This window comes from Caldanaerobacter subterraneus subsp. tengcongensis MB4 (assembly GCF_000007085.1).
GTDB classification, from domain to species: Bacteria; Bacillota; Thermoanaerobacteria; order Thermoanaerobacterales; family Thermoanaerobacteraceae; genus Thermoanaerobacter; species Thermoanaerobacter subterraneus.
The window spans coordinates 2,474,184-2,495,590 of record NC_003869.1; the positions used below are offsets into that span (position 1 = coordinate 2,474,184).

Annotated in this window: 21 protein-coding genes; 7 read left to right on the plus strand and 14 right to left on the minus strand. The window is 34.4% G+C overall.

The features are described 5' to 3' along the window. Window positions 1-125: 125 nt before the first annotated feature. The 9 genes from TTE_RS12380 to TTE_RS12420 all read right to left on the minus strand — a co-directional run bounded on the left by TTE_RS12380 (window position 126) and on the right by TTE_RS12420 (window position 10,910). Window positions 126-1,463: an FAD-dependent oxidoreductase gene (locus TTE_RS12380; protein ID WP_041587238.1), complete on the minus strand. Its 1,338-nt coding sequence runs from the start codon at window positions 1,461-1,463 to the stop codon at window positions 126-128. Window positions 1,464-1,472: 9 nt separating this feature from the next. Next, complete coding sequence (locus tag TTE_RS12385) at window positions 1,473-2,003, minus strand: hypothetical protein (RefSeq protein ID WP_009610522.1); 531 nt, start codon at window positions 2,001-2,003, stop codon at window positions 1,473-1,475. Between the two features lie 4 nt (window positions 2,004-2,007). Then, a complete protein-coding gene (locus TTE_RS12390) occupies window positions 2,008-4,155 on the minus strand; it encodes a hydantoinase/oxoprolinase family protein (protein WP_193328926.1) in 2,148 nt (715 codons plus the stop codon). A gap of 24 nt (window positions 4,156-4,179) precedes the next feature. Continuing rightward, window positions 4,180-4,860 (minus strand): hypothetical protein, encoded by a 681-nt coding sequence (locus TTE_RS12395; protein WP_011026592.1) that lies wholly within the window; start codon window positions 4,858-4,860, stop codon window positions 4,180-4,182. Between the two features lie 25 nt (window positions 4,861-4,885). After that, window positions 4,886-6,391: a DUF4127 family protein gene (locus TTE_RS12400; RefSeq protein ID WP_193328912.1), complete on the minus strand. Its 1,506-nt coding sequence runs from the start codon at window positions 6,389-6,391 to the stop codon at window positions 4,886-4,888. A gap of 80 nt (window positions 6,392-6,471) precedes the next feature. Further along, complete coding sequence (locus TTE_RS12405) at window positions 6,472-7,767, minus strand: transporter (protein WP_041587239.1); 1,296 nt, start codon at window positions 7,765-7,767, stop codon at window positions 6,472-6,474. Window positions 7,768-7,979: 212 nt separating this feature from the next. Further along, window positions 7,980-8,372: a hypothetical protein gene (locus TTE_RS13620; protein WP_041587240.1), complete on the minus strand. Its 393-nt coding sequence runs from the start codon at window positions 8,370-8,372 to the stop codon at window positions 7,980-7,982. 201 nt (window positions 8,373-8,573) lie between these two features. Then, a complete protein-coding gene (locus TTE_RS12415) occupies window positions 8,574-9,695 on the minus strand; it encodes an ROK family transcriptional regulator (RefSeq protein WP_011026597.1) in 1,122 nt (373 codons plus the stop codon). 354 nt (window positions 9,696-10,049) lie between these two features. Further along, the gene (locus TTE_RS12420; RefSeq protein WP_011026598.1) at window positions 10,050-10,910 is read right to left on the minus strand and encodes an FAD-dependent oxidoreductase; all 861 of its coding nucleotides are present in this window, start codon (window positions 10,908-10,910) and stop codon (window positions 10,050-10,052) included. Between the two features lie 279 nt (window positions 10,911-11,189). Between TTE_RS12420 and TTE_RS14355 the strand changes: the two genes are divergently transcribed. The 4 genes from TTE_RS14355 to TTE_RS14525 are packed head-to-tail and all read left to right on the plus strand — an operon-like array spanning window position 11,190 to window position 12,091. Next, window positions 11,190-11,444, plus strand: coding sequence for a transposase family protein (locus TTE_RS14355; protein ID WP_226990206.1), 255 nt, complete (start codon window positions 11,190-11,192; stop codon window positions 11,442-11,444). Further along, a complete protein-coding gene (locus tag TTE_RS14360) occupies window positions 11,441-11,584 on the plus strand; it encodes a hypothetical protein (protein WP_226990140.1) in 144 nt (47 codons plus the stop codon). The genes TTE_RS14355 and TTE_RS14360 overlap by 4 nt, the downstream gene beginning before the upstream one ends. A gap of 17 nt (window positions 11,585-11,601) precedes the next feature. Continuing rightward, a complete protein-coding gene (locus TTE_RS14365; protein WP_259082431.1) occupies window positions 11,602-11,952 on the plus strand; it encodes a transposase in 351 nt (116 codons plus the stop codon). Then, window positions 11,915-12,091: a transposase gene (locus TTE_RS14525; RefSeq protein WP_259082548.1), complete on the plus strand. Its 177-nt coding sequence runs from the start codon at window positions 11,915-11,917 to the stop codon at window positions 12,089-12,091. Before TTE_RS14365 ends, TTE_RS14525 begins: the two co-directional genes overlap by 38 nt. 83 nt (window positions 12,092-12,174) lie before the next feature. Here TTE_RS14525 and TTE_RS14370 read toward each other — a convergent pair whose 3' ends face one another. Both TTE_RS14370 and TTE_RS12430 read right to left on the minus strand, forming a co-directional pair. Next, window positions 12,175-12,747, minus strand: a complete 573-nt coding sequence (locus TTE_RS14370; RefSeq protein WP_102008950.1) for a hypothetical protein — start codon at window positions 12,745-12,747, stop codon at window positions 12,175-12,177. Window positions 12,748-12,815: 68 nt separating this feature from the next. Next, entirely contained in the window at window positions 12,816-14,540 is a 1,725-nt protein-coding gene (locus TTE_RS12430) for an S-layer homology domain-containing protein (protein ID WP_102008951.1), read from the minus strand. Window positions 14,541-14,922: 382 nt separating this feature from the next. Between TTE_RS12430 and TTE_RS12435 the strand changes: the two genes are divergently transcribed. From TTE_RS12435 to TTE_RS12445, 3 genes are all read left to right on the plus strand, one after another. After that, window positions 14,923-15,855, plus strand: coding sequence for a polysaccharide deacetylase family protein (locus TTE_RS12435; protein WP_041587382.1), 933 nt, complete (start codon window positions 14,923-14,925; stop codon window positions 15,853-15,855). 159 nt (window positions 15,856-16,014) lie between these two features. Further along, the gene (locus TTE_RS12440) at window positions 16,015-17,712 is read left to right on the plus strand and encodes an IS1634 family transposase (RefSeq protein ID WP_011025469.1); all 1,698 of its coding nucleotides are present in this window, start codon (window positions 16,015-16,017) and stop codon (window positions 17,710-17,712) included. Between the two features lie 27 nt (window positions 17,713-17,739). Next, a complete protein-coding gene (locus TTE_RS12445; RefSeq protein WP_011026600.1) occupies window positions 17,740-18,408 on the plus strand; it encodes an S-layer homology domain-containing protein in 669 nt (222 codons plus the stop codon). A gap of 22 nt (window positions 18,409-18,430) precedes the next feature. Here TTE_RS12445 and TTE_RS12450 read toward each other — a convergent pair whose 3' ends face one another. From TTE_RS12450 to TTE_RS12460, 3 genes are all read right to left on the minus strand, one after another. After that, on the minus strand, window positions 18,431-20,602 hold the full coding sequence (locus TTE_RS12450) for a stalk domain-containing protein (RefSeq protein WP_011026601.1): 2,172 nt from the start codon (window positions 20,600-20,602) through the stop codon (window positions 18,431-18,433). Window positions 20,603-20,713: 111 nt separating this feature from the next. Further along, window positions 20,714-21,130 carry a putative toxin-antitoxin system toxin component, PIN family gene (locus tag TTE_RS12455; protein ID WP_011026602.1) on the minus strand — a complete coding sequence of 139 codons (417 nt, stop codon included), beginning with the start codon at window positions 21,128-21,130 and terminating at the stop codon, window positions 20,714-20,716. Next, window positions 21,127-21,399: a type II toxin-antitoxin system Phd/YefM family antitoxin gene (locus TTE_RS12460; protein WP_011026603.1), complete on the minus strand. Its 273-nt coding sequence runs from the start codon at window positions 21,397-21,399 to the stop codon at window positions 21,127-21,129. Before TTE_RS12460 ends, TTE_RS12455 begins: the two co-directional genes overlap by 4 nt. Between the last annotated feature and the right edge of the window lie 8 nt (window positions 21,400-21,407).

Here is a 21,407-nt window from a genome sequence, read left to right on the forward strand (position 1 = left end):
TCCATTCAATTTAGCCCGCTCAAATATGAATGATTTTGCTTAATTTTGATTATATAATACCGATTTTGATTTGTCAATGGATAAAAAAATAAAACAGGGTGCCTCGTTGTTAATAATAGTCTTCCTTATATATAAGCTCCCTGTTCTAACAGAACGTTTCTTAATACTTTTACATCAACATTCGAAACTTTTGCATTCTCTTTTGCTGCTATAGCTGCTGCCGTACCTGCAGCTTGACCCGTTGCCATAGCAATTGGTGAAACTCTTATTGCTGCATTTGCTTCATGCGTTGATGATATGCATCTACCTGACACAAGTAAATTATCTACTTTTTTACTATACAAACTTCTATAAGGTATATCGTAATCACTACCCTTTTTAAGTTTCATGTAAACAACGCCCTCACCCTCCGGTGAATGTATATCAACAGGATAACCCCCTTTTGCAATGCAGTCATCAAAGCGCTTGTTTGAAACAAGGTCTTCAGCTGTTAATATGTATTCACCAATTATTTTCCTGGTTTCTCTCACTCCTATTTGCGGACCTGTTGAAATCAATATACTATTTTCAAAACCAGGTATTCTTTTTTTCATAAAGTTAAACAACTCAATGGCTTGATTCCTTCCGATTATTTCACCTTTGGTTAAATCTTTTATATCTGTACCATTTAGCCTTTGTACCCTTGTCATGTTTACTATAACTTCACCTGGTGTATTTGTTTCAAAAAATAACACCATGTCTCTTTCAAAATTTATTTCTCCTTTTTTTCTTGCTTCTTTTAGTATAGAATAAAAGCCGTTTACTGATAGTCTTTTTGCTTTTATGATTTTTTCTTTATCTACCATTCTAAATTCTGTTGGATTATTTATCATGTATTCTTTTATCTTTTGTATATCTACATTACCAATTCTTACATTCATTGTCATTGGTTGTGTCAAGTTATCCTTGGGTCGTCCTAATAAATAATCGACACCACATCTTACTGCAAGGTCTGCATCTCCTGTTGAATCTATATAAATTTTGCTTTTTATAGTCATTTCCCCTGATTTATTCACAATTTTAATTGATTTTATCTTGCTTCCATCCATCTCAACGCTCGATAAAAAACTGTGATACAGTATTTCTACACCACTATTTATTAGCATCTTCTCCAAAACATATTTCATCATTTCTACATCGAAGGGTGTTACAGTACTTACAAATCCAGTTGTATCTATTACGTGGCCAGGACTTCCCCCTATTTTTACAAGATTATCTACTATTTCTTGTGGTATCCCCCTTACCACCTGTCTGTCTCCCGCATGAAAAGTCATTATGGGCCCAACACCCATATTTGTAAGTGAACCGCCGGGAAATCCATATCGTTCAATTAATAGAGTTTGGGCTCCATTTCTTGCAGATGCTATTGCTGCAACTGTTCCAGATACTCCGCCCCCTACAACCACTACGTCATATAATTTCACTATCATCACCTACCATATATCATAAAATTCCTTTACGAAAGCATGAGCCGCTATTTCACTTAAAGACCTTAATTTTCTTTTTACGATAAAAGGACCAATTTTTATTTGTATTTTTTTTATTTCACTTGTCACTCCAATATAGTTCGCTTCTAAATGGTGAAAATATTCATGGGTCAGAAACAAATCTATAACTTTTTCGTAATTTCTCCAAAGTACATATTCGTCAGGTATAGAAGGAATAAATATGTTTTGTATATTTTTTTTGTAAATGGTAATCTTTTTTTCTTTGCTTTCATAACTGCTAAAAATAATATAGTTGAGATTGTAAGTTTTTTCATCAGTTTCTACAATTATGTTTTCTTCGCGTATTAACTGCTTTATATTTTTGTGTTTTATTCTTTTCGCTTCTCTGATTCCTCTACTCCATGCCATTTCTAATATATCATCAAGATTATGTTGGGATATTCTGTTATAATAAATATCAAACTCTAATTCTTGTGAAATTAATTGTTGTTTATCAAGAAATACAGAGGGTACCATTCCATCACCTTTTGCTTAATAATATGAGTATTCGGTCATTATCAGATAAGCCACTTATTTCTACTTTTGCCAGTGAAATTATTTGTTCTTTGTCGATAAGTCCTGATAGGTCTACTATTCTATTTGGCAGTATGATAAAGCAATCAGGGATTTCAGCTCCGCCATCGCCATAAAATATGTTTTGCTCTAATGCTTTGTTTAAATCATTTTCAAAGGTTTTAATGGTTGTTCTATATACTTTGCCGTTATTTTTGTGAAGTCTTATAACCCCTTCTTTGTTTATTACTACTACTCTTTCCTGCTTTTGTGATAATAGCCCAAAGAATCTCTTTCTGTATTCTATGCCTTTTATGATATACATTGAACCTGTTTTATCGATTATTTGAAGGTTTTTTATCGATTCTAGCTTCATTGCTTGAGCTGCTATTTTCTTTATTTCTTCTTCTCCTAAGTTTTTGTTTAGTATATCTTTGGAACGTAATTCTGTAGCTCCTGTAGCAATTGCTCTTACTATATTTTTTTGTGAGTCTATTTCTACGTATATTTCTACCGTTTCTTCTAATGCCCCTGATTTTATTACTGCTTCTTTTGCCTCATTTCTTATTGACAATATATCTTTTTCAGTGGGGTTTTGTATTGTGCGCTCTACTATTTCTCTTACCATCGCAAGGGCTACTCCTATTGTAGAGATTACCTGAGCGTTTTTGGCTATTCTATGGTGCATACCCATAATTTTTGCAACATAGGGAACTATTGAAGCACTTCCTCCTCCTCCACCTACAAGTATTGTCGTATCTTTGTCAAGTTTGTAATCATTAAGAAGTTGTTCAACAACTTTTGCCACTTTCATGCTGGCAATATTCATTATCCTCTCAGCTACTTCTTCAACTGTTTTATTGAGTTTTTTGGCAATTGGTTCTAAGGCCTTTCTTGCAGCCTCTTGATTACCATAGGCGTAATCTTCTGGTTTTACATATCCTAATACGTTTGCCGCGCAGGATACAGTTACCGCAAATATTTTCCCATTTTTGCTTTTGATTGCAACATAATTATCAGGATCGTTCTTTTTTGGTTTTATATATACTATTTCAGGTTCTATTATTTCTTCAGGATCGCTGTAAACTGCATATGGTAAACCTGCAATGTGGGCGCTTCTCGGTCCAACGTCTTCTATGTCTTTGTCACCCAGTCTTATCATACTTCCCCCTGCTATTCCTACCGTTCTTACGTCAAGGGAGTTAAGATATGTTTTATGCCCACCAATTTCTGCATAGTTTACCATTACTTTGCCTGCCTTTATTGCAGAAATGTCTGTACTTGTTCCACCAACTTCAAGGAATATGCCGTCAGACACTTTTTCGTACATAAGAGCACCTGCTACACCTGCAGCAGGGCCTGAAAGAAGAGTTAATATCGGTCTTTTTCTCACTTCCGCTATATTCATTACTCCTCCATCGCCTCTCATTATCATGAGAGGTGCTTTTATGCCAGATTTTTTTACGCTATCTTCTGTCATGTTTGCTGTCTCTATCATTTTGGGAAGTATACATGCGTTTATTGCTGCAGTCCTTGTCCTTATCTTTAATCCATATAGCTTTGTTATTTCATGCGTTGCCGTCGCTGGAAGTCCTTTTTGCTCTGCTATTTCAACTATTTTATTTTCAATAGTGGGATCATCAACTGAAAAGGCCTGAGCTGCAACAATCGCCCCTATCTCTTGATTTTTGAATTCTTCAATTTTCATTTCTACCTTTTTTTCAAATTCCTCATCTAATTCAATATATTGACTTGCAATTTTTAATATCTTGCCTGGTGCAAGTTCTATATCTTGTATATTTGTATCGCTTTTTACTTTAATACCTTCAAGACCTTTCCCTGCAGCTATAATACCAACAGGAACAACATCACCCTCTAATAAGGCATTTGTTGCCTGTGTTGTACCATGGGCTATAAATAGAACATCTTCTGGATTTATATTGTGTTCTTCCATGAGTTTCATAAGGGCTTCTACAATGCCTTTTGCAACACCCTCTTTCGCTGTATGTGTCGTCGGTACCTTTATTGTCCCTATCAATTCATAAGTGTCATTATCTATAGCAACTGCATCTGTAAATGTTCCTCCAACATCTATCCCGATTCTTACCTTCAATATTATCTCCTCCTTCTAAAAATCACATTAAAGCCTGTCGATAGCTTTTCTATATTCACTTGTAACTCTTTCTAATTGATTTGGACTATTACCTGTAACTATAGCACCAATCATAAAACCTCTAACACCAATATTATGAAGGTCTTCCACTTCTTCCGGCAAGATAACCCTTTGAGTAGGTACAACCACAGGTTTATTAACAGATTCAATTATTTTTCTATACCTCATTAAATCAGCTAAATGAATAATATCTTTTTTATCATCTGGCAACATATCTGCTTCGATTACATCAACATTCAAATAATTTAACGTTTTTATTTCGTCAATTGTATAATCCCGAGTTATTGTAGACATGATTGTAAATCCCGATTTATATATGTATAAAGGCATGTGGTGAACAAACATCGATAGAAAATCAAAACCAATATCCTTTAATATTTTAATTTCTTCTTTTTCAATACAAGATTCATCTCCCCCTGGCACAATGCCTACAGGTATCTTGACTTTTCTTACAATTTCCTCTAGGATATCTACTTGTTCTACTAGTCTTGGAAACCTATTGCCACTTGCTCTATGAAAAACATTTGTATGGACTTTAATTGCATCGGCACCACCATTGACTGCAGCCAAAGCAAGTTCTAAAGTATTTTGAGGAAGGCTTACAATAAGTGTCATTTTATTGCTTTTTAACCTTTCAATCAATCTCATAATAATATCACCCCTCTAGAAAAATTTATATTTGAACTTTAACATCCACTTTTATTTCAAATGTCCTATTCCATGGAAAAGAGCATTCAATGTGATAATCTTTTATTTGCAAATTTTCTAAAATCTTAATAGGTTTATTTAATATTGATTTTTTAATAATCTCATCATGTTTTTTCATAAGTTCACATAATATCATATTATAATTGTATTTAAACTCTCTAAATAAATGGATATTTTCTCCTTCCTTTTGTAAAATTTTATTTATTTTTGGGCGAACTATGCTTTGGTATAAAAAGTCATCATAAAACCTTTCTATAAGAAATTCAAGAAATAATTTACTGTCCTTATTCTCTTCATATAACAAGGCATAAAATAAGAGTGCCGTCCCAATGCTATTAGAAGCCGTATTCCAGGCTGTATATCCATATATCTCATGTAATAGGTCGTTTTCCGAAAGAAAATAAATGAGCTCTTTCCAGCCTCCATTGGCATGACATAAATCAAATATTATAATTTTGTGATCTTTTATATAGGCATCTAGTTCTTCATCATTTATATAAACATCTTTAGCTTTAACACCTTCAAGATATTTATAATGGTCATCATCAATCCAAATAATGTCATCAAATATTTTAGGCGTTATTACATATAAAATTATCTGATCATTTACTTCATTTATATCAAAACCAGCGGCTTTGATATGCAAATCTAAAGTTTCATAAATTGGTATGTTTTCGTATTGTGCTATTACATATTTTAGACGATCATTATCATACACTAACCTCCCAATTTTCATTCTTGAAATATCATTTAATACCCTTACAAATAAAATCTGACCAAACTCGTCAGCACCTGGCATCATCATTATCTTTTCTTCAAGACCTAATTCTCTTATTTTTGTAAGCAGTCTTTCCTGCTCTAAAAGGTGAATTCCTATTTTATCACAATCTTCTTGACCTAAAACCAAAAAATCTATTGCTCCCTCATTTACCAAATCGATTGAGATATTATTAACTTCATTATTGCGTCTTCTGGCTTTTAAATAACCATCAAGAATAGACTTAGGAATTATCTTTTCGAGCTCTTTTATTCTACTAAAATTTTCGTGTTCATTATAAGCTAGGAAAGAATATTCATTAATCAGTTTCCAGTATTCATATGTTTTTTCGTCTTTCACACTTATAGATGTTCTCATAATTATATTAAAGGCATATACCTTGCAATTACTATTATTCTTTTTAAACTCTCTAATAGATTCTGCAAACCCATACGGATCAACATTTAACTCCATTTCTCTACTTGCGATTAAACCACCATAGGCTAACATATCTATAGATAAAATAAGATAATCCACATTACGGAGGTTCATCAACCACTTTCTTATATATTCTACATCCCCATGAGTAGTAAATTTACCCAGCTTTTCTTCTGTCGGTGTAATAATATCTATTCCCTTGATTTTAGCTGCTTTTAATATAAAATCATAATTGCATGGTCTGTTGTCAAGCGGAATATACGCTATCTTTAGCACTGTATCTGCCCTCCTCAAAAAATTTATAGTTATATTATCCTATAAAAGGGGGGAATAACCCCCCTCCCCTTTACTTCTTTTTACCATTTAAAAAGCGCTACGTATATAATATCTAATAATACAACAATTAACATATATGGTAATGTCTTCTTCAAAATGGTCGTTGTATCCGTATTTGTAAAGTATGCAGTCCAAACGTTATGAGTATTAGTAGGGTCGCACACCCCTTGAATATTGCCTGTAGCAATCAATGCACCCATAATAGCCTGAGGGGGTAATGTACCCGCTGAAATCATGAGAGCAGCGACACCACTCCCCAGTCCCCATAAGTTTAAAGGTCCTCTGTAAAGTGCTAGTGGTGATAATATAATAAAAAATAATACATATCCAATTTTCGAAGTTGGTAAGATTTTGGAAATAATTGGAGAAATTAGTGCTGCAGTTGTTTTATCCATAACAGCAAGTAAAAGCATACCAATCCCTATCATCAAACCCAGCGCAGGTGCGACATCTTTTATTCCCTCAATAATTGAGCTTGTAAGTAGATTTTTTATTTCACGAGGTTTCGTTGTCAAAATACCATAAAGAATACCTATTAACATTGCTGATATGATATCTATCTGAATTGGTTTACCTTCTGCATCTTTAAAGATTAATGGCCATATAAAAAGCAGTAAAACGGGTATGATTGGTGTCAAAAGAGCATACCAAGAAACACGAGGCTTTTCCTCATGGGTTTCTGTGGACATCGCCCAAGCAGCAACAGTCTTCTTTTTCGGTACATTGATAAATATAAACAATAGAAGAACAACTGCTGCAATTATTCCAAAAGCTAATGCAAAACTTTTTATCGTTGCCATATCAAGGTTTAAAGCACTTTGGTAAAAAGCATAGTTCATAACATTAAATAAACCTCCTAAATTTAACCCCATGAGCAACAATGAAGCAGCAATAACTGGTTCGATTCCTACCGACATTAAAATAGGTAAAACAATAGTTCCTACCATTATAACAGAACCTAATCCACCAAGAGAAGTAAATATTAAAGCAACTGCAAAAGTTATAGCTAATGCAACAGCAATTGGTCTATCTCCTCCTAACTCAGCAGCAGTTCTCACAATATTATCAGAAATTCCCGTTTTGTTTATTATTTGCGCCAATATTGCGCCAAATATTGCAGCGGCCATAGCACCCTGAAGTCTTACAGCGCCAGCTCCAATTATGTTGGAAAAAATGTAATTTAAAGGCATCCCAGCTATTATAGCAATAACAATAGCCATTGATGGTAGTGCTAAAAGCGCAGGCATTTTTTGCGTAACCATTAAGTATGCAAAGAAGACAAACACTAAAATGATTAAAATACCTTGGACACTCATAAAAACCCTCCTTAAATTTTTATTGAGTTTTTCCGGATCCCTCAAAACTCATACTGATTGAGGGATTCCATATTTATTTCCAAAGGGATTCCCTTGTTTTATTTGTTTTCCAGTATTTTCAGCAAAGAAAATTATAAATAGGAATCCCTTTGAAAAAGCAAATAAATCCAAAATGTCTATTATTTCATTAAAATCCTTATAAACATTGAAATTTAATTGCCACTTTCAACATAAAATGCATACTCGCCGGTCTGAGGCACCCTAGTTGAATTCCCCGCCGCAGCTCTTATATCAGCTACTTTTGTTGTTTCAGCAGTATTTTCATTGTATATCGTTAAAGTAATAATTGAGCCAGGTTCAGCTCTCCCTGAGACATTTATAATTGGATATTTAGTAGGCAACTTTGGAATATCTAAAATTGGAGGTTGAGGAACATTTTCAAGAATCACTTTTCTTTCTGCGGAAAACTCACTTACTCTTCCTGCAGGCCCCACAGTTCTTGCCTGTATAATATTCTCTCCCCTTGCCAATATTATGTTATCTATAAATATACCATCTGAACCAGTTTTTGCTTCTTTTTGCTTAATACTGGCAATTGTTCCCATATACCATTATTAAATCTAACCTCTACATCATATCGTGGTCTCAAATAACGTGAAAAAAGCGGTGCTACACCGTCAGGAGATGGAGAATTTTCATCCGATGGCCCTATAATCATCCATTGAGTTAATGCCCAAGCATTCCCCATTTCTGGACTGAATGAATGATGAACTGGTAAAATCTGAAAACCACCCTTATCTATAACTTTATTTGTAAAAATCTACATTATAAATTTTCCCAAATTTTTCATCCTGACTAAATAAATTCGACAGAATTTCTTCTATACATCCATATAATGTCGCTTTTTCATTAAGTAAAGATTTCTGAATATCACACGCTAAATTCTCTTCTTGCAGTTTGACTTTAACAGCCTCTATTAAACTTTGATGTGCTATATAACCATGAAAAATTATGGAATCTGGATCTACATAATGTAGTATATGTTTTATTGTTTGTGCCAAAAAATCTAATAAGTTTGTTAATAAATTTATAGCTTTTGCTTTTTTCGCTTTAGCATCATTAATTAACTTCCCTACTTCCTCATATCCATTCTTTTTTAATGCAGTAATGTCAGCCATATCTATCATATCTTTCTCAATTCTTCCTAAATATCCTCTACCCGGTTTCAAAATATTCCCATTATCTATAATTGCAAAACAGGCATTCTCTCTCAAATCCCTATCAATATCTATTACAACAATCCTTTTCTTTTCAGATCTATTCTTTATTCTTGTCCATTCCCCAAGAGCCGTCATATGAATATCACTTACAAATTTAATTTCAACATTTGGAAACTTCTTGCTCAATTTTTCATGTAAATCAATAGCCTTTATAACTGGTATCCCATTTATCAAAAATTTGTTCTTCTCATAATCAAAATACCCTGGTGCGGCGATGCAAATATTTGAAAGCTTGCCAATGAAAATGTTATAGTTGCTCAATGTACGACTTATTCCACTAGTTATAGAAAATACTACATCGTCATCATCAGCACCTTCTATAGCAATTTTATCTTCACCAATAACATCACCGTCCAAATTTATCAAATAAATACTCATATAAACTTTTTTGATAATTATTACAGCGAAATACCTAAAATTACCATTAAACTTATATAAAACAGGTCTTCGACCACCTGATGAATCTCCAACTCCAAATTCTATTATTCTGCCTTCTTCTACCAATTCATCTACTATTTTGGATACTGATGGCAAGCTAATTCCTGTTATTCTTGAAATTTCAACTTTAGAAATCAATCCTTCTTTTTTTATACAGGATAGAATTAATTCTTTATTTAATTCTTTTGATATCTTACTATTAAAAGCCATAGGAACCCCTTTCTATCATATAATTTTCTTTTGTTTAGTTATTTATTCTTTGTTCTTATACCTATCTTGCAGTAGCATCACTATATAAACCATATTTTCATGTTTGACTTACTAATTTAAAATAAATAAGTTTCTTTCGTAATATATATATTCTACATCACTTTTAAAAATCCTCCTAAATTTTCTTAAAAAAAATAAAAATTTTCATGGTTATTTCGTTCCCTTTATATCCTTACAGCAAAATGCTATTTGGCTCCTATAAAACAAATACGGCATATGCTATTTTAGAATTCAGATCCGCAACAATAAATCCAAAATAAGCATATGCCTAAATAAAAAAATATATTTAATTTTCTACTTCAACTTTCTATACAACGTCAATGACATATCATAAGCATCTGCCCATGTTACAAATTTTTTATTTTTCATATGCTGATATGCTTTATCAGAAATTAACCCCCTTTGATGAGCTAACTCAAATAATTTACCTTTATTTGTAGCTATTTCGTTTTCATACCCTCCGTAGGTCAAAAGTATTTCTGCTGCATCCTCTTTTGTTATAGGTTCTTTTACAATAAACTTCTGTAAATCAGAAGCATTCTCTACCACAATATCAGCCTTTTCAGGTATAGCTCGTTTTACAAGATTTGAGATTAAATAATAGAAAGAAATGCTAGAAATATCCTGATCAAATTTATAGTCGTTTGTATAACCTGGTACAACAAGCCCCCAAGTTAACACCAATTTTAATCCTTCAAAAGACCAGTGTCTTTCTGCAGGATTTTCTACCTTAAATGGCTTTAAATAAGCTCCTTGACTCACAAGTATGGATTGGATGTTTTTTATGTATTTCATATTGGCCATTATTTCTTTATAAGATTTATTTTTCGTCATGGAGTACACTGCTGCTACACCGGCAGCATCACCTTCAGCCATACCAATAGGTATAGTACGGGCTGAACCTGCTGCAAGGTGGCTGTAAGAGGCAGACCTTCCCACTACTAAAAGATTTTCCACCTTTTGTGGCACAATGCACCTAAAAGGTATGGCATATTGAACTGGTTTGCCATAAACATAACCATAATCATCTGGAGAAGTAGCTTGGATATCTACAGGATATGAACCTATCGCTATCCTATCTTCGAAATCCCTATTAAACACCACATCAGTTATAGAAAGAGTATAATATCCCTTTATATGCCTTGTCTCTCTCACATATAATTCCGGTGCAGTACCGGCAAGTGTTACATTCTCAAACCCTGGTATATTTTTTTCAGGTTCTATAATAAATGTTGGGGTGGTGGAAAAGAAATCTATAAAAAAGAGAGCACTTATTCTGAATGCCTGCTATAATAGAAGTGGTTAAAAACAACCCAACAAAAGGAGGCATCAGAATAAGTGCAAGGTAATTATATCACAAATTTCTTAAAATCTGAAGATATAATTTGGGAAGATATAATAGAGAATGACAACAGAATAGAGCTACATATTAAGATGAAACAGAAACCACATATTTGTCCAAGGTGCGGGGAAATAACATCTAAGATTCATGATTATAGAGTACAAAGAATAAAAGATGTACCATTATTCGGGAAACCAACAGTGATAGTACTAAAAAAGAGGAGATATGTTTGTAAACACTGTGGCAAGAAATTCTATGAACATATAGACTATTTACCACGTTACCATAGAATGACCAACAGATTATCTATTTACATACTACAACAACTAAAAAACAACAAAGCATGAAAGATATATCTGAAGTTACAGGGGTATCAATCACGACAGTGATGAGACTTTTAGATACAGTAGGAGTGGAAGCTGATTATAAGATATTGCCTGAAGTTATCAGTATAGATGAATTTAAAGGTACGTATATTGGGCGGTAGAAAATGTAAGGAAAAGAGTGCAAAAAGAGCTAGCAAGAGATAAAAGGAGATATTTCAAAAGAAGCCGTAAGCTACTTCTTGCAAAATATGATACCTTAACGCCCGAACAAAAAGAAAAGCTGGAAATAATGTTTTGGCACAGTGCCGATTTAAGAATGGTACACTTTTTAAAAGAAGAATTTAGTAATAGAGTGTTAAAATGCAAAAATTCAAAGGAAGCAAAAATAGAACTAAAAAGATGGATGCAATTAACTAAAGAAAGCAAAATTGATGAATTTAAAAGATGCATACAGGTATTTAACCGTTGGTTTGAAGAAATAACAAATGCTAATGTTTCCTTACACCAATTCTGTAACAGAAGGCTATAACAATAAAATTAAAGTACTAAAAAGACTTGCATACGGCTTAGGTGGGCATTCAGAAAAAATACCCACCCCAACTATTGACAAAGAGCCTTTTTTGTATAACCTCCTTCCCAAGTCTTTTGTTAATTATACAGATTTTTGAGTTATGTTGAACTTTGAGCAAAATACTATTTATCATAATAAAAAAAGAGTCCTCCAAGGAGGAGGACTCTTTTTTTATTTGTGTTAGTTGGTTATCTTAATTATTACTACTTTACCTACACTGTTTACATAGAGTTCTACTGTTGTTGTGCCTTTAGCTAAATCTCCTAATCCAGCAAGTTTACCATCTTTTGATACAACTGTTACGTTATTATCTAATGCATATTCTGCTCGGGTACTATCTGCTAATTCAATCTTTATACCATAGGTTGAATAATCAACTACTTTGCCAGTATCTTTAACTTGAACTACTTCTAAATCTTTAATAATTACTCCATTTGCATCAAGTTTAAATACATATATTTTTCCTTTTTCTGGAGCAGTTGTAATTACATCTTTATCAGAGGTGTATGTTACTTCTCCACCATTTGCTAGTGCAGTGATCTTATAGTATGTCTTGTTATCAGCAACTGTATACTTCACGTAGTCTGTTACATAACCATATACAACTGATTTTACGTCACTTTCTGGTTTTGTTGTTATATCGCTATTGATGACTAGTACTTTCAGATAGTTGTAGTCTCCTTTAATAGCTCCAACAACATTTAGAGATTTAACTGTAATGTCGCCAACTTTTACTACAGAGTTGTCTTTCAAATTGAATATTAATGTACTATCACTAAGATAGAGGCTTCCTCCTAATACTTTGTTAGTTGGATCATAAGTTACATTGTTAGAACCAGGAACGTGTACTCTACCCTTTTCACACTGTCTACTTTATTGTCTTTTACTGTATATGTTACTAAATCTTTGTTCCTCGCATAAGTCTCTGCTGCTACTGCTGCATCATACTTAGCATCTAATATCTTTTTGCCTTCAGCTGTAAGAAGTTCAACTTTTCCACCTGTTAGCGGACCATATGCTTCAGCTGCAAGCGCTATAGCGTAATTTTCAGCTGCTGCGGAAACTTTTAATATAGCATATACAATGTTACCATCTTTATCAAGTACAAATACACCTTCATCGCCTACTGCAGGAGTTTTGTTCTCAGCATATCCCTTTACTGTATATGTCTTATCGTTGATTACAACCTTTGCGCCATCATCAATAACCGTTGTCACTTTCCCTTCCACTTTATCTCTTACAACCAGTATTGTCACTTTGGAGCCATCTACCGTAGTGCCATAGTAAATTATGTCATTAGCTTTTATATCTGTTACTTTGTCAACAGAACCTTTTACAATGACAGTCTTTACTGGATCTCCAGCTATTCTCAGACTGCTATTTGCATTGATAAACTTGTCTCCAGCTTTTACATCTGCTGTAACGCGTACATTCTGATACTTGAATGAATCATTTACGATCATATAATTGTATGTCTTATTATCTGGAGCTAATATTGTTACACTTGCACCATCTTCTACTTTTGCTTTAGCTAATACTTGATCTAATGTCGTCTTTCCTCCATTGTAAATTACAGTTACCTCTGTAGGGCTAGGAATTTCTACTACTTTCTTGTTATCATTGTAGACAACCGTATTAACTACCTCAAACCTCTTTGCTGTGAAAGATTTCTCTGGTGTAGCCGTTACATCTACAAATACAGGTTCTCCTGTGCTCTTTACAGTATATACTTCAACTACTTTGCCAAGGTATTTGTTGAAATCTATATTGCCGGCATTTATAGTGGTAGCATCAGCAAATGTAATTACTCCATCTTTTACTTCCTTTATGCCTTTAACCTGTACTTTACCTGCTGCTACATTACTATCTACATCAGGTGTTGCTACTACTAAGTATTTTGTAACGTTTGCTACCTTTGATATGAGTTTATCTCCCTGTGTCTCTTTACCATCTACATATTTTACCATCGGTGTCTGAAGTGCTCTGTCAAGCACCAATGCAAGGTCTCCGCGGAGCATTACTTGGTTATAAGCAAGATTGATTCCTGCTGTCAAACCTATGTCCTGAGCTTTTGCAAGTACTCCATAGGGCCATGAGAGGTCTTGATATCCTAATGCTCTCAGTACGAATGCTAACGCCTGTGCGTAGGTCAACCGCCCATTTGGATCGAATTTGCCATCGCCTACACCTTTAGCGATACCCATCTGATATGCAAGGTTGATGTGTCCTACTGCCCAGTGGTTTTGTGGTACATCCTTGAATACTGATTTTTCTGCTTTTGCCATTTCTGCCAAGCCTTCATAGCCCAGCATTCTGTTGACGAATGTTACCATTTGGGCTCTTGTAACTGGTTGGTCTACTCCAAATTTGCCATCCCCAACACCCTTTGTAATATCAAGAGCCACCAGTCGAGCCACCGCTGATGCGTAAGGCGCATCATCCTTCACATCGGTGAACGGCGTTGTTGCTGCAAAGCCTACTGCCATAGCGCCAAACACCAATGCGAAGCTTACCACGAACGCTATTAACTTTTTGAGGCGCTTCATACAGTTAATCCTCCTCCTTGTACTTTAATTTTGAAAGAGTTTTTTATTTTTGTTTTTGAAAGGCTTGCGCCTTTCAAAAATTTTTACCTATGTAAGTACATTTTAGAGATATTGGTACGCTACTGGATACGCAACCTGATTATATTATATCATCCCCCTCTACTGCGAGTCAATAATTGTTACCAATTTGTAATATTTCTGTAATATTGGTTTAACATTTTTATTTCCTCGTCAACAGATGGTACTGATAATATATTATTCGTTGTTTAGTTAATTTTTCCTTCTTTTTTAGTTTAATTTAATGTTTTTTTAACATTTCTGTAACATATTTGTGATAATCTTGTGATATATTGGTGATAAATTTGTGGAGAGGTTGAAGAGTATGAGGAAAAGGTTAATTTTTTTTGTAGTAGCAGTTGCATTGGTTTTTGGAGTATCAGTACCAACAATAGAGCTAAAAACCCAGTCAAACAGGCCTTTTGTACCCGTTTTGATGTACCATCACCTTCAAAAGGAAGGGACTTTTGATTCAAAAAAATACGGAGGAGTGATAGTTGACCCTGAAAGATTTGAAAAGCAAATGCTTTATTTAAAAGCAGCGGGATATCATACTATAACTTTAGAGGAGTTAAGAGATTTTGTGCTTTATAATAAGCCTTTGCCTCCAAAGCCTATTGTAATAACTTTTGACGACGGGTACTTGAGTAATTATACTTATGCTTATCCTGTACTTAAAAAGCTGGGTATGAAAGCAGCTATAAACATCATAGTAAGTTATGTGCCAGATGAGGTAAATAAACAAAAGCCAAGTGTATCTGTTCCCCATTTTACATGGGAACAGGCGAAAGAAATGTCAGATAGTGGAGTTATAGAGATTGAAAGCCATACTTATGACCTTCACGGCTACAGATCAAATGGTTTTAAGAAAATTCCTATGGTGATGGGACCTGTGATAATAAATGGACATCTTGAAACGATGGAAGAATATAGACAAAGGCTTTATACAGACTTTTTGCGCTCAAGAAAGATAATTAAAGAAAAGATAGGAAGAGCACCAATATGCCTGACATATCCTTTTGGAGCAGGAAATAAGATAAGCGATGAAATAGCGAGAAAAGTGGGCTTTGAGATGGCATTTGGAATACAGGAAGGAGTAAATTATTACGGGGATAACATAATGAGGCTTAAAAGAATCACTGTTCGGGATTCTGATACAGGCCAGGATATAGTGGAAAAAATTAATAAATTAAGTTACGGCATAAACTTTGTCCCTTTTCTCGACTTTGTCAGTTGGAGGCCATTTTTAGGCTGGTAAAAAATATCAAACCCTTGATTTTCAAGGGTTTTTTGTTTTTAGGGTTAAAAAATTTTTCAAAACTGTAGGGACAATTTTACTCCTAATTATTGCCATAATACTTGACTATATTCACTTTTTGTAGTATAATGTAATAAACTAACATAAAGGTGATGCCATATGTTTCTCAAAATAACTAAAGCTGGTGGCTATGAGTATGCCAAAATTGTCCATAATTATCGCGAAAATGGTAAAATAAAGCAAAAAGTCTTGCTTAATCTCGGTAGAATTGATGAACTCAAAAATGATCCCTCTTTCATTAATCTTGTAGATAAATTGCAAAAAATATTTTTAAGCTCCAGTGAAGAAACAGGTCCCATCAAGCTTTTTCCAGAAGATGTTTCAGAAGGGATTATTAAAAACTGGGGATATATTGTGTATAGAAAACTTTGGGAAGAGCTTGAAATAGATAAATTCCTCAAACAGTATATTTCTCAAAATTCCAGGATAAAGTTTGACATTGATAAAGTGACGTTTTTGATGACAGTACAAAGATTAATTCAACCAGTAAGCAAACTTCAGACGTATTACCGCAAAAACAGATACTTTAGATTTGAAGAAGATATTGATTTAAATCAGCTGTACAGGGGATTAGATATTCTGGCCCAGATAAAAGAGGATTTGGAGCTATATCTTTATCACAAGAATAGAGATTTATTTAACATGGTAGTTGATGTTGTTTTTTATGATGTGACAACATTTTACTTTGAAAGCATTAAGCAAGATAACTTAAGGGATTTTGGATTTAGCAAGGATAACAAGGTAAATGAGGTACAAGTGGTAATGGGCATGCTTGTAGATAAAGAAGGAAGACCAGTTGGATATGAACTGTTTCCAGGAGATACTGTTGACAGCAAGACCATGATAGAAATTTTGAGGAAACTGAAAGATAAATTTTGCATAGACCAGGTAATAATAGTTGCGGACAAAGGCCTTAACAGTAAACTTAATTTAAAGCTGATAAAAGAAGCGGGATACGACTACATTGTGGCAAGCAGACTGAAAAACATGAGTAAAGAGATTTTAGATAGAGTATTTGATGAAGAGGGGTATCAAGTTCTTGAGGAGAAAAAGTGGAGATTTGACAGAGAAATATTTGGTGAAGAGTTTAGATTCAAGGTCATAGAAAGAGAGAATATTATCAAAACGGGAGAAGGGGAAATATTCAAGATACCTGAGAATCTAATAATAACCTATTCAAGCAAGAGGGCCAAAAAAGATAAAGAAGACAGGCAAAGGCTAGTAGAAAAAGCAAAAGAACTTTTAGAAAAGCCCGGCAATGTAAGGGCAGCAGAAAAGAGAGGCGGAAGGAAATATTTAAGACGCATTTCCGAATCAGAAGAATATGTACTGGATGAAGAAGCAATAAAGAGAGATGAGAAATTTGACGGTTTTTATGCAATTCAGACCAGCAAGAAAGAAATGAGTGTGACAGAAGTTTTGAATGCATATCATGATTTATGGAAGATAGAGCAGTCTTTCAGAGTAATGAAAAGTTGTCTGGAGGTAAGACCAATATTTCACTGGACGGAAAAAAGGATAAGAGGGCATTTTGTTGTGTGCTATTTAGCATTTTTACTGGAAAGAACTTTAGAATACAGCCTGAGGTCTAAGGGGAAAGAATTAAGCAGTGATAGAATAAAAGAAGCGATAGGTTCAATGAATTTTGTGGAGATAGAGATAAATGGGAAGAAATATTTAATTAAACAAAAGATGGAGGAGGAAGCTGAGGACATATTGAAGGTGATGAAAATAAAAGCACCAAAAAATTTCATTACATATGAGGAAGGCATGGAATTAATTAGCATGAGAAAGTAATGTAGTGACAAATTTCACGCCCATTTTTTGTCAATACCTGTATTCCCAAGCCTTTTGGGTTTTGAACTGACAAAGTCAAGAGGAAATAAGATAAGCGATGAAATAGCGAGAAAAGTGGGCTTTGAGATGGCATTTGGAATACAGGAAGGAGTAAATTATTACGGGGATAACATAATGAGGCTTAAAAGAATCACTGTTCGGGATTCTGATACAGGCCAGGATATAGTGGAAAAAATTAATAAATTAAGTTACGGCATAAACTTTGTCCCTTTTTGGGATATTAAAGGAAGACAGTTTGAAAAAGATATTTTAAGCGCAATAGTGAAGGGAATTTTTGCGGGGTATGAAGACGGGTCTTTTAAACCTGAGAAACCTGTCACAAGGGCAGAATTTGCTTCTTTGATAAATAAAATCTTTTTGAAGGAGAAAAAAGTTTTAGAAAGAGAAGTGTATTTTAAAGATGTGCCTAAAAATGCGTGGTATTACAAAGCTGTAGTAAATGTAGTGGATAACGAAATTATGAAGGGATATGAGGACAATACTTTTAGGCCTCAAAAACCTGTCACCTGGGAAGAAGCAGTTGATGTGATAAAGAAGTTTTTTGATTTAAATAGTCTTGATAAAAATATGTTTAAATCACCTGAAAAGACATTGACTAGAGAAGAGTTAGCAGTATTGCTGGATAAAATTATTTAAGGAGTAGCCAAAAAGCTACTCCTTAATAATTTGCAAATAAGTTTTTGTGTTCATCAGTGAGAGTGTTCCATTTGTAGACAGAATATCCTATTGCATTTGCTTCTCTTGCTCCGTCAATTCCTCCTCTTAATTCTTCCAAAGTTGGAAGGCTCAATCCCTTTTCCGGATAGCCCTGCAATATCACTTCTATGTGAACATCATCTCCAGCCAATGTCCTTACAATATTTACAGAGTCCATTACAAAGCTTTTTGCATCATCATATGTGTAAGTTTTGTTCGATATGTTCCAGTAGTCCATAAGAGCTATTGCGTCAAAGTATTTTGCCATTGTGGCATAAGGATAACTTGGCCTGTACTGAGGCGGGAAAGTGATTGCTATAAAAGATACATTTGAAGGTAGTTTACTTTTCACTTTTTTCGCATAGTCCTCAACTATCTGAGCAGCTTTTACTGGGTCTTTTTGAGGCAATTCTTCAATATCTGCGGCAACAGCATCCACTGTATGGCCGCTGGGGGTAACGTATGTCGCTACCTGTACTGTCAGGTCAGCGTCATAAGAGGGATTTTTTAGGTCAGTGTAAAGCCAAGCTATAACTTTTATGCCTGCTCTGTGAGCTGCTGGAAGCACAGTATCAAGCCATGCCTTCCACTTATCAGGAAATCCTGATATGGACGTTGCAACTTCAAGATAAATGTGAGTTATGTTAGAAGCCGCAAAAAGGCTTATATCTGACGCTGTAGGTGGAGTAGTGTATATGCTGTACCACACGCCTTTTCCAGCATAAGGCAATGTAGAAAGAGCCTGACCTATATCACCTCTTGAAGGTGTGGTACCTGTACGCCTGTCTGCTCCTGCGACGTAATCTTTCTTTTCCGCTTTATCGTAAACCGTAACGTACAGAGCTGAAATCCAACCTACTGTACCGTCTTTAAGGCGAACGTTATACCAGTCTCCTGATTTATTTAATGCTTCTAAAATTTCTCCTCTATTTACCTGTGTTATAATATCGTACTGAGTTCCAGGACCAGTCCTTATGTTTACTACGCTTCCACTCACCATCAGAGGCGGTAGAGAAAGCTTTGGAGTATCAGCAGGTGGAAAAGGGTTTTGAACATTTTGTACACTTGGAATTATGTTTATTATCAATTTGCCATTTTGCGTTACTAAATCGTAATTGGCATCTTTATTAAGTGTAATTGCTATTTGAACAGCTGTAGATGATACCTGGCTTGGGATAATACCTCTTACTACATCATCATCAAGTGCCATTGCTGGAAAACTTTCTTTCAAAACCGTGTTGTCAAAATTTACAAGAATAGCGCTTTTAGCTGAGTCTTTTGTCACTTTGTAAGCCGAAGAATTTGTAGAAATGACTACCTGTTTCAAATCGCCTTGTTTGTTAAATTTTATATCTTCAACAGTGTAATATTTGGGCAAAGAAGCATCCTTCTGCTGTGAAGAAGTGGTATTAGGACTATTTTCTTCTTTGGAGTGATTCTGAGAAGACTGCTGCGCCTGGTCTTTTGGAATTACCAGCCACCCCGCAATCCAGCCCGCTTTATTGTCTTTTAATTGAACTTTATACCAATCTCCTAATTTTGCTAAGGCTTTCAGTACTTCCCCTTTGCTTACTGTTGTTATGACGTCATACTTTGTATCAGGACCCGTCCGCACATTCACTCTATCTCCATTTACTACCACGTCCATTGAAATTTTTTGCTCTTTTGAAGTTATATATACAGTTTTTGTCTTTCCATCCCAATTGACGTCATTTCTTAAAGCCTCTCCAATAAATCTCAAAGGTACATATGTATAACCGTAATTTATTAATTTCACTGAGGAATCTAGTTTGACTACCTTATCATTTATATATGCCGTGTCTTTGTAAAAGTAGAGGGTAATTTTGTCTCCCATGTAGGTAATTGTGACTTTTGTATTGTCATAATCAACTTTGGCACCCATCTTTTCTGATACAAATCTCACAGGAACAAATACTCTGTCGTCAAACATGAGAGGCTTCATGGGTGGATTTTGTTTTTCGCCATTTATCACGATTGTTATGGGTGGGTAATTGTAGTAGACATTTTTGCCATTGACATTGTACACTTCAGCACCATACGCAGAAGCTACGCTGTGGATTAGAAAAAAGCTCCCCAGAATAAATCCAAAAAAATATTTTAGCTTCTTCCTCAATTACTCCCCTCCTCTTTTGTTTTTTCTTCTGCTTCCATTGTAGACCACTTATGTTACAGCTTTATTTCAAAAGCATTACAATATGGTTACAAAAACTAAAAAAATTCTACATTATGGGAGCAAATTTATAAATTCCTCAGCTGGTATTATTTTGATATTCTCATACTGCTCCAACTGGAGCAAATGGTGGTCTCCTGAGACTACAAAGTCGCATCTACTTTCAAAAGCACATTCTAGAAAAATATTGTCCTTCGGATCTTCCTCTATTATGTTAAATCTTTCTTTTGGATAAATGAGTAAAACCCAATCAAGAGAAAGGAGTTTATTTAAAAAATCAAGGCGCATTGAAACAGTCCCTAGGTCAGAAAATTTATCCCTTGTTAAAACTTCTGCGTATTCTTCTACAATTTCTGGGCTTACTACAGGGTCAAATTTATTCAAAATCCAGTAATTAATTATTTTTGCAGGATAGCTTTTTTTACTGATAATACCGGAAATTAATACATTCGTATCAATTACTGCTCTCATTTTTTTACTTCCTTTATCTCTTTTTCTACGTCCTCTTCAGACAGTCCTGCTTTTTCTGCTTTATCTCTAAATTCATTTAAGATTTGCATGATTTCCAGCTGTTTTGCTTTTTTTTCAAACTCCTTTAATTGATTGTACATAGAATAACTAATTAACACTCCTTTTGGCTCAGATCGAGAAGAAACAATTATTACATCTCCTTTTTCGACTTCTTTTAAATATTCCCCTAATTTGGGTCTTAATTTGTCTATTCCAATAACTTTTTCCATTTACACCA

Coding starts and splice junctions, on each gene's coding strand:
- TTE_RS12385 (WP_009610522.1), bottom strand. CDS start 2,003: ATGGTACCCTCTGTATTTCTTGATAAACAACAATTAATTTCACAAGAA.
- TTE_RS12395 (WP_011026592.1), bottom strand. CDS start 4,860: ATGAGATTGATTGAAAGGTTAAAAAGCAATAAAATGACACTTATTGTA.
- TTE_RS12405 (WP_041587239.1), bottom strand. CDS start 7,767: ATGAGTGTCCAAGGTATTTTAATCATTTTAGTGTTTGTCTTCTTTGCA.
- TTE_RS13620 (WP_041587240.1), bottom strand. CDS start 8,372: ATGGGAACAATTGCCAGTATTAAGCAAAAAGAAGCAAAAACTGGTTCA.
- TTE_RS12415 (WP_011026597.1), bottom strand. CDS start 9,695: ATGGCTTTTAATAGTAAGATATCAAAAGAATTAAATAAAGAATTAATT.
- TTE_RS14355 (WP_226990206.1), top strand. CDS start 11,190: ATGAAACAGAAACCACATATTTGTCCAAGGTGCGGGGAAATAACATCT.
- TTE_RS14360 (WP_226990140.1), top strand. CDS start 11,441: ATGAAAGATATATCTGAAGTTACAGGGGTATCAATCACGACAGTGATG.
- TTE_RS14525 (WP_259082548.1), top strand. CDS start 11,915: ATGTTTCCTTACACCAATTCTGTAACAGAAGGCTATAACAATAAAATT.
- TTE_RS12430 (WP_102008951.1), bottom strand. CDS start 14,540: ATGAAGCGCCTCAAAAAGTTAATAGCGTTCGTGGTAAGCTTCGCATTG.
- TTE_RS12435 (WP_041587382.1), top strand. CDS start 14,923: ATGAGGAAAAGGTTAATTTTTTTTGTAGTAGCAGTTGCATTGGTTTTT.
- TTE_RS12440 (WP_011025469.1), top strand. CDS start 16,015: ATGTTTCTCAAAATAACTAAAGCTGGTGGCTATGAGTATGCCAAAATT.
- TTE_RS12455 (WP_011026602.1), bottom strand. CDS start 21,130: ATGAGAGCAGTAATTGATACGAATGTATTAATTTCCGGTATTATCAGT.
- TTE_RS12460 (WP_011026603.1), bottom strand. CDS start 21,399: ATGGAAAAAGTTATTGGAATAGACAAATTAAGACCCAAATTAGGGGAA.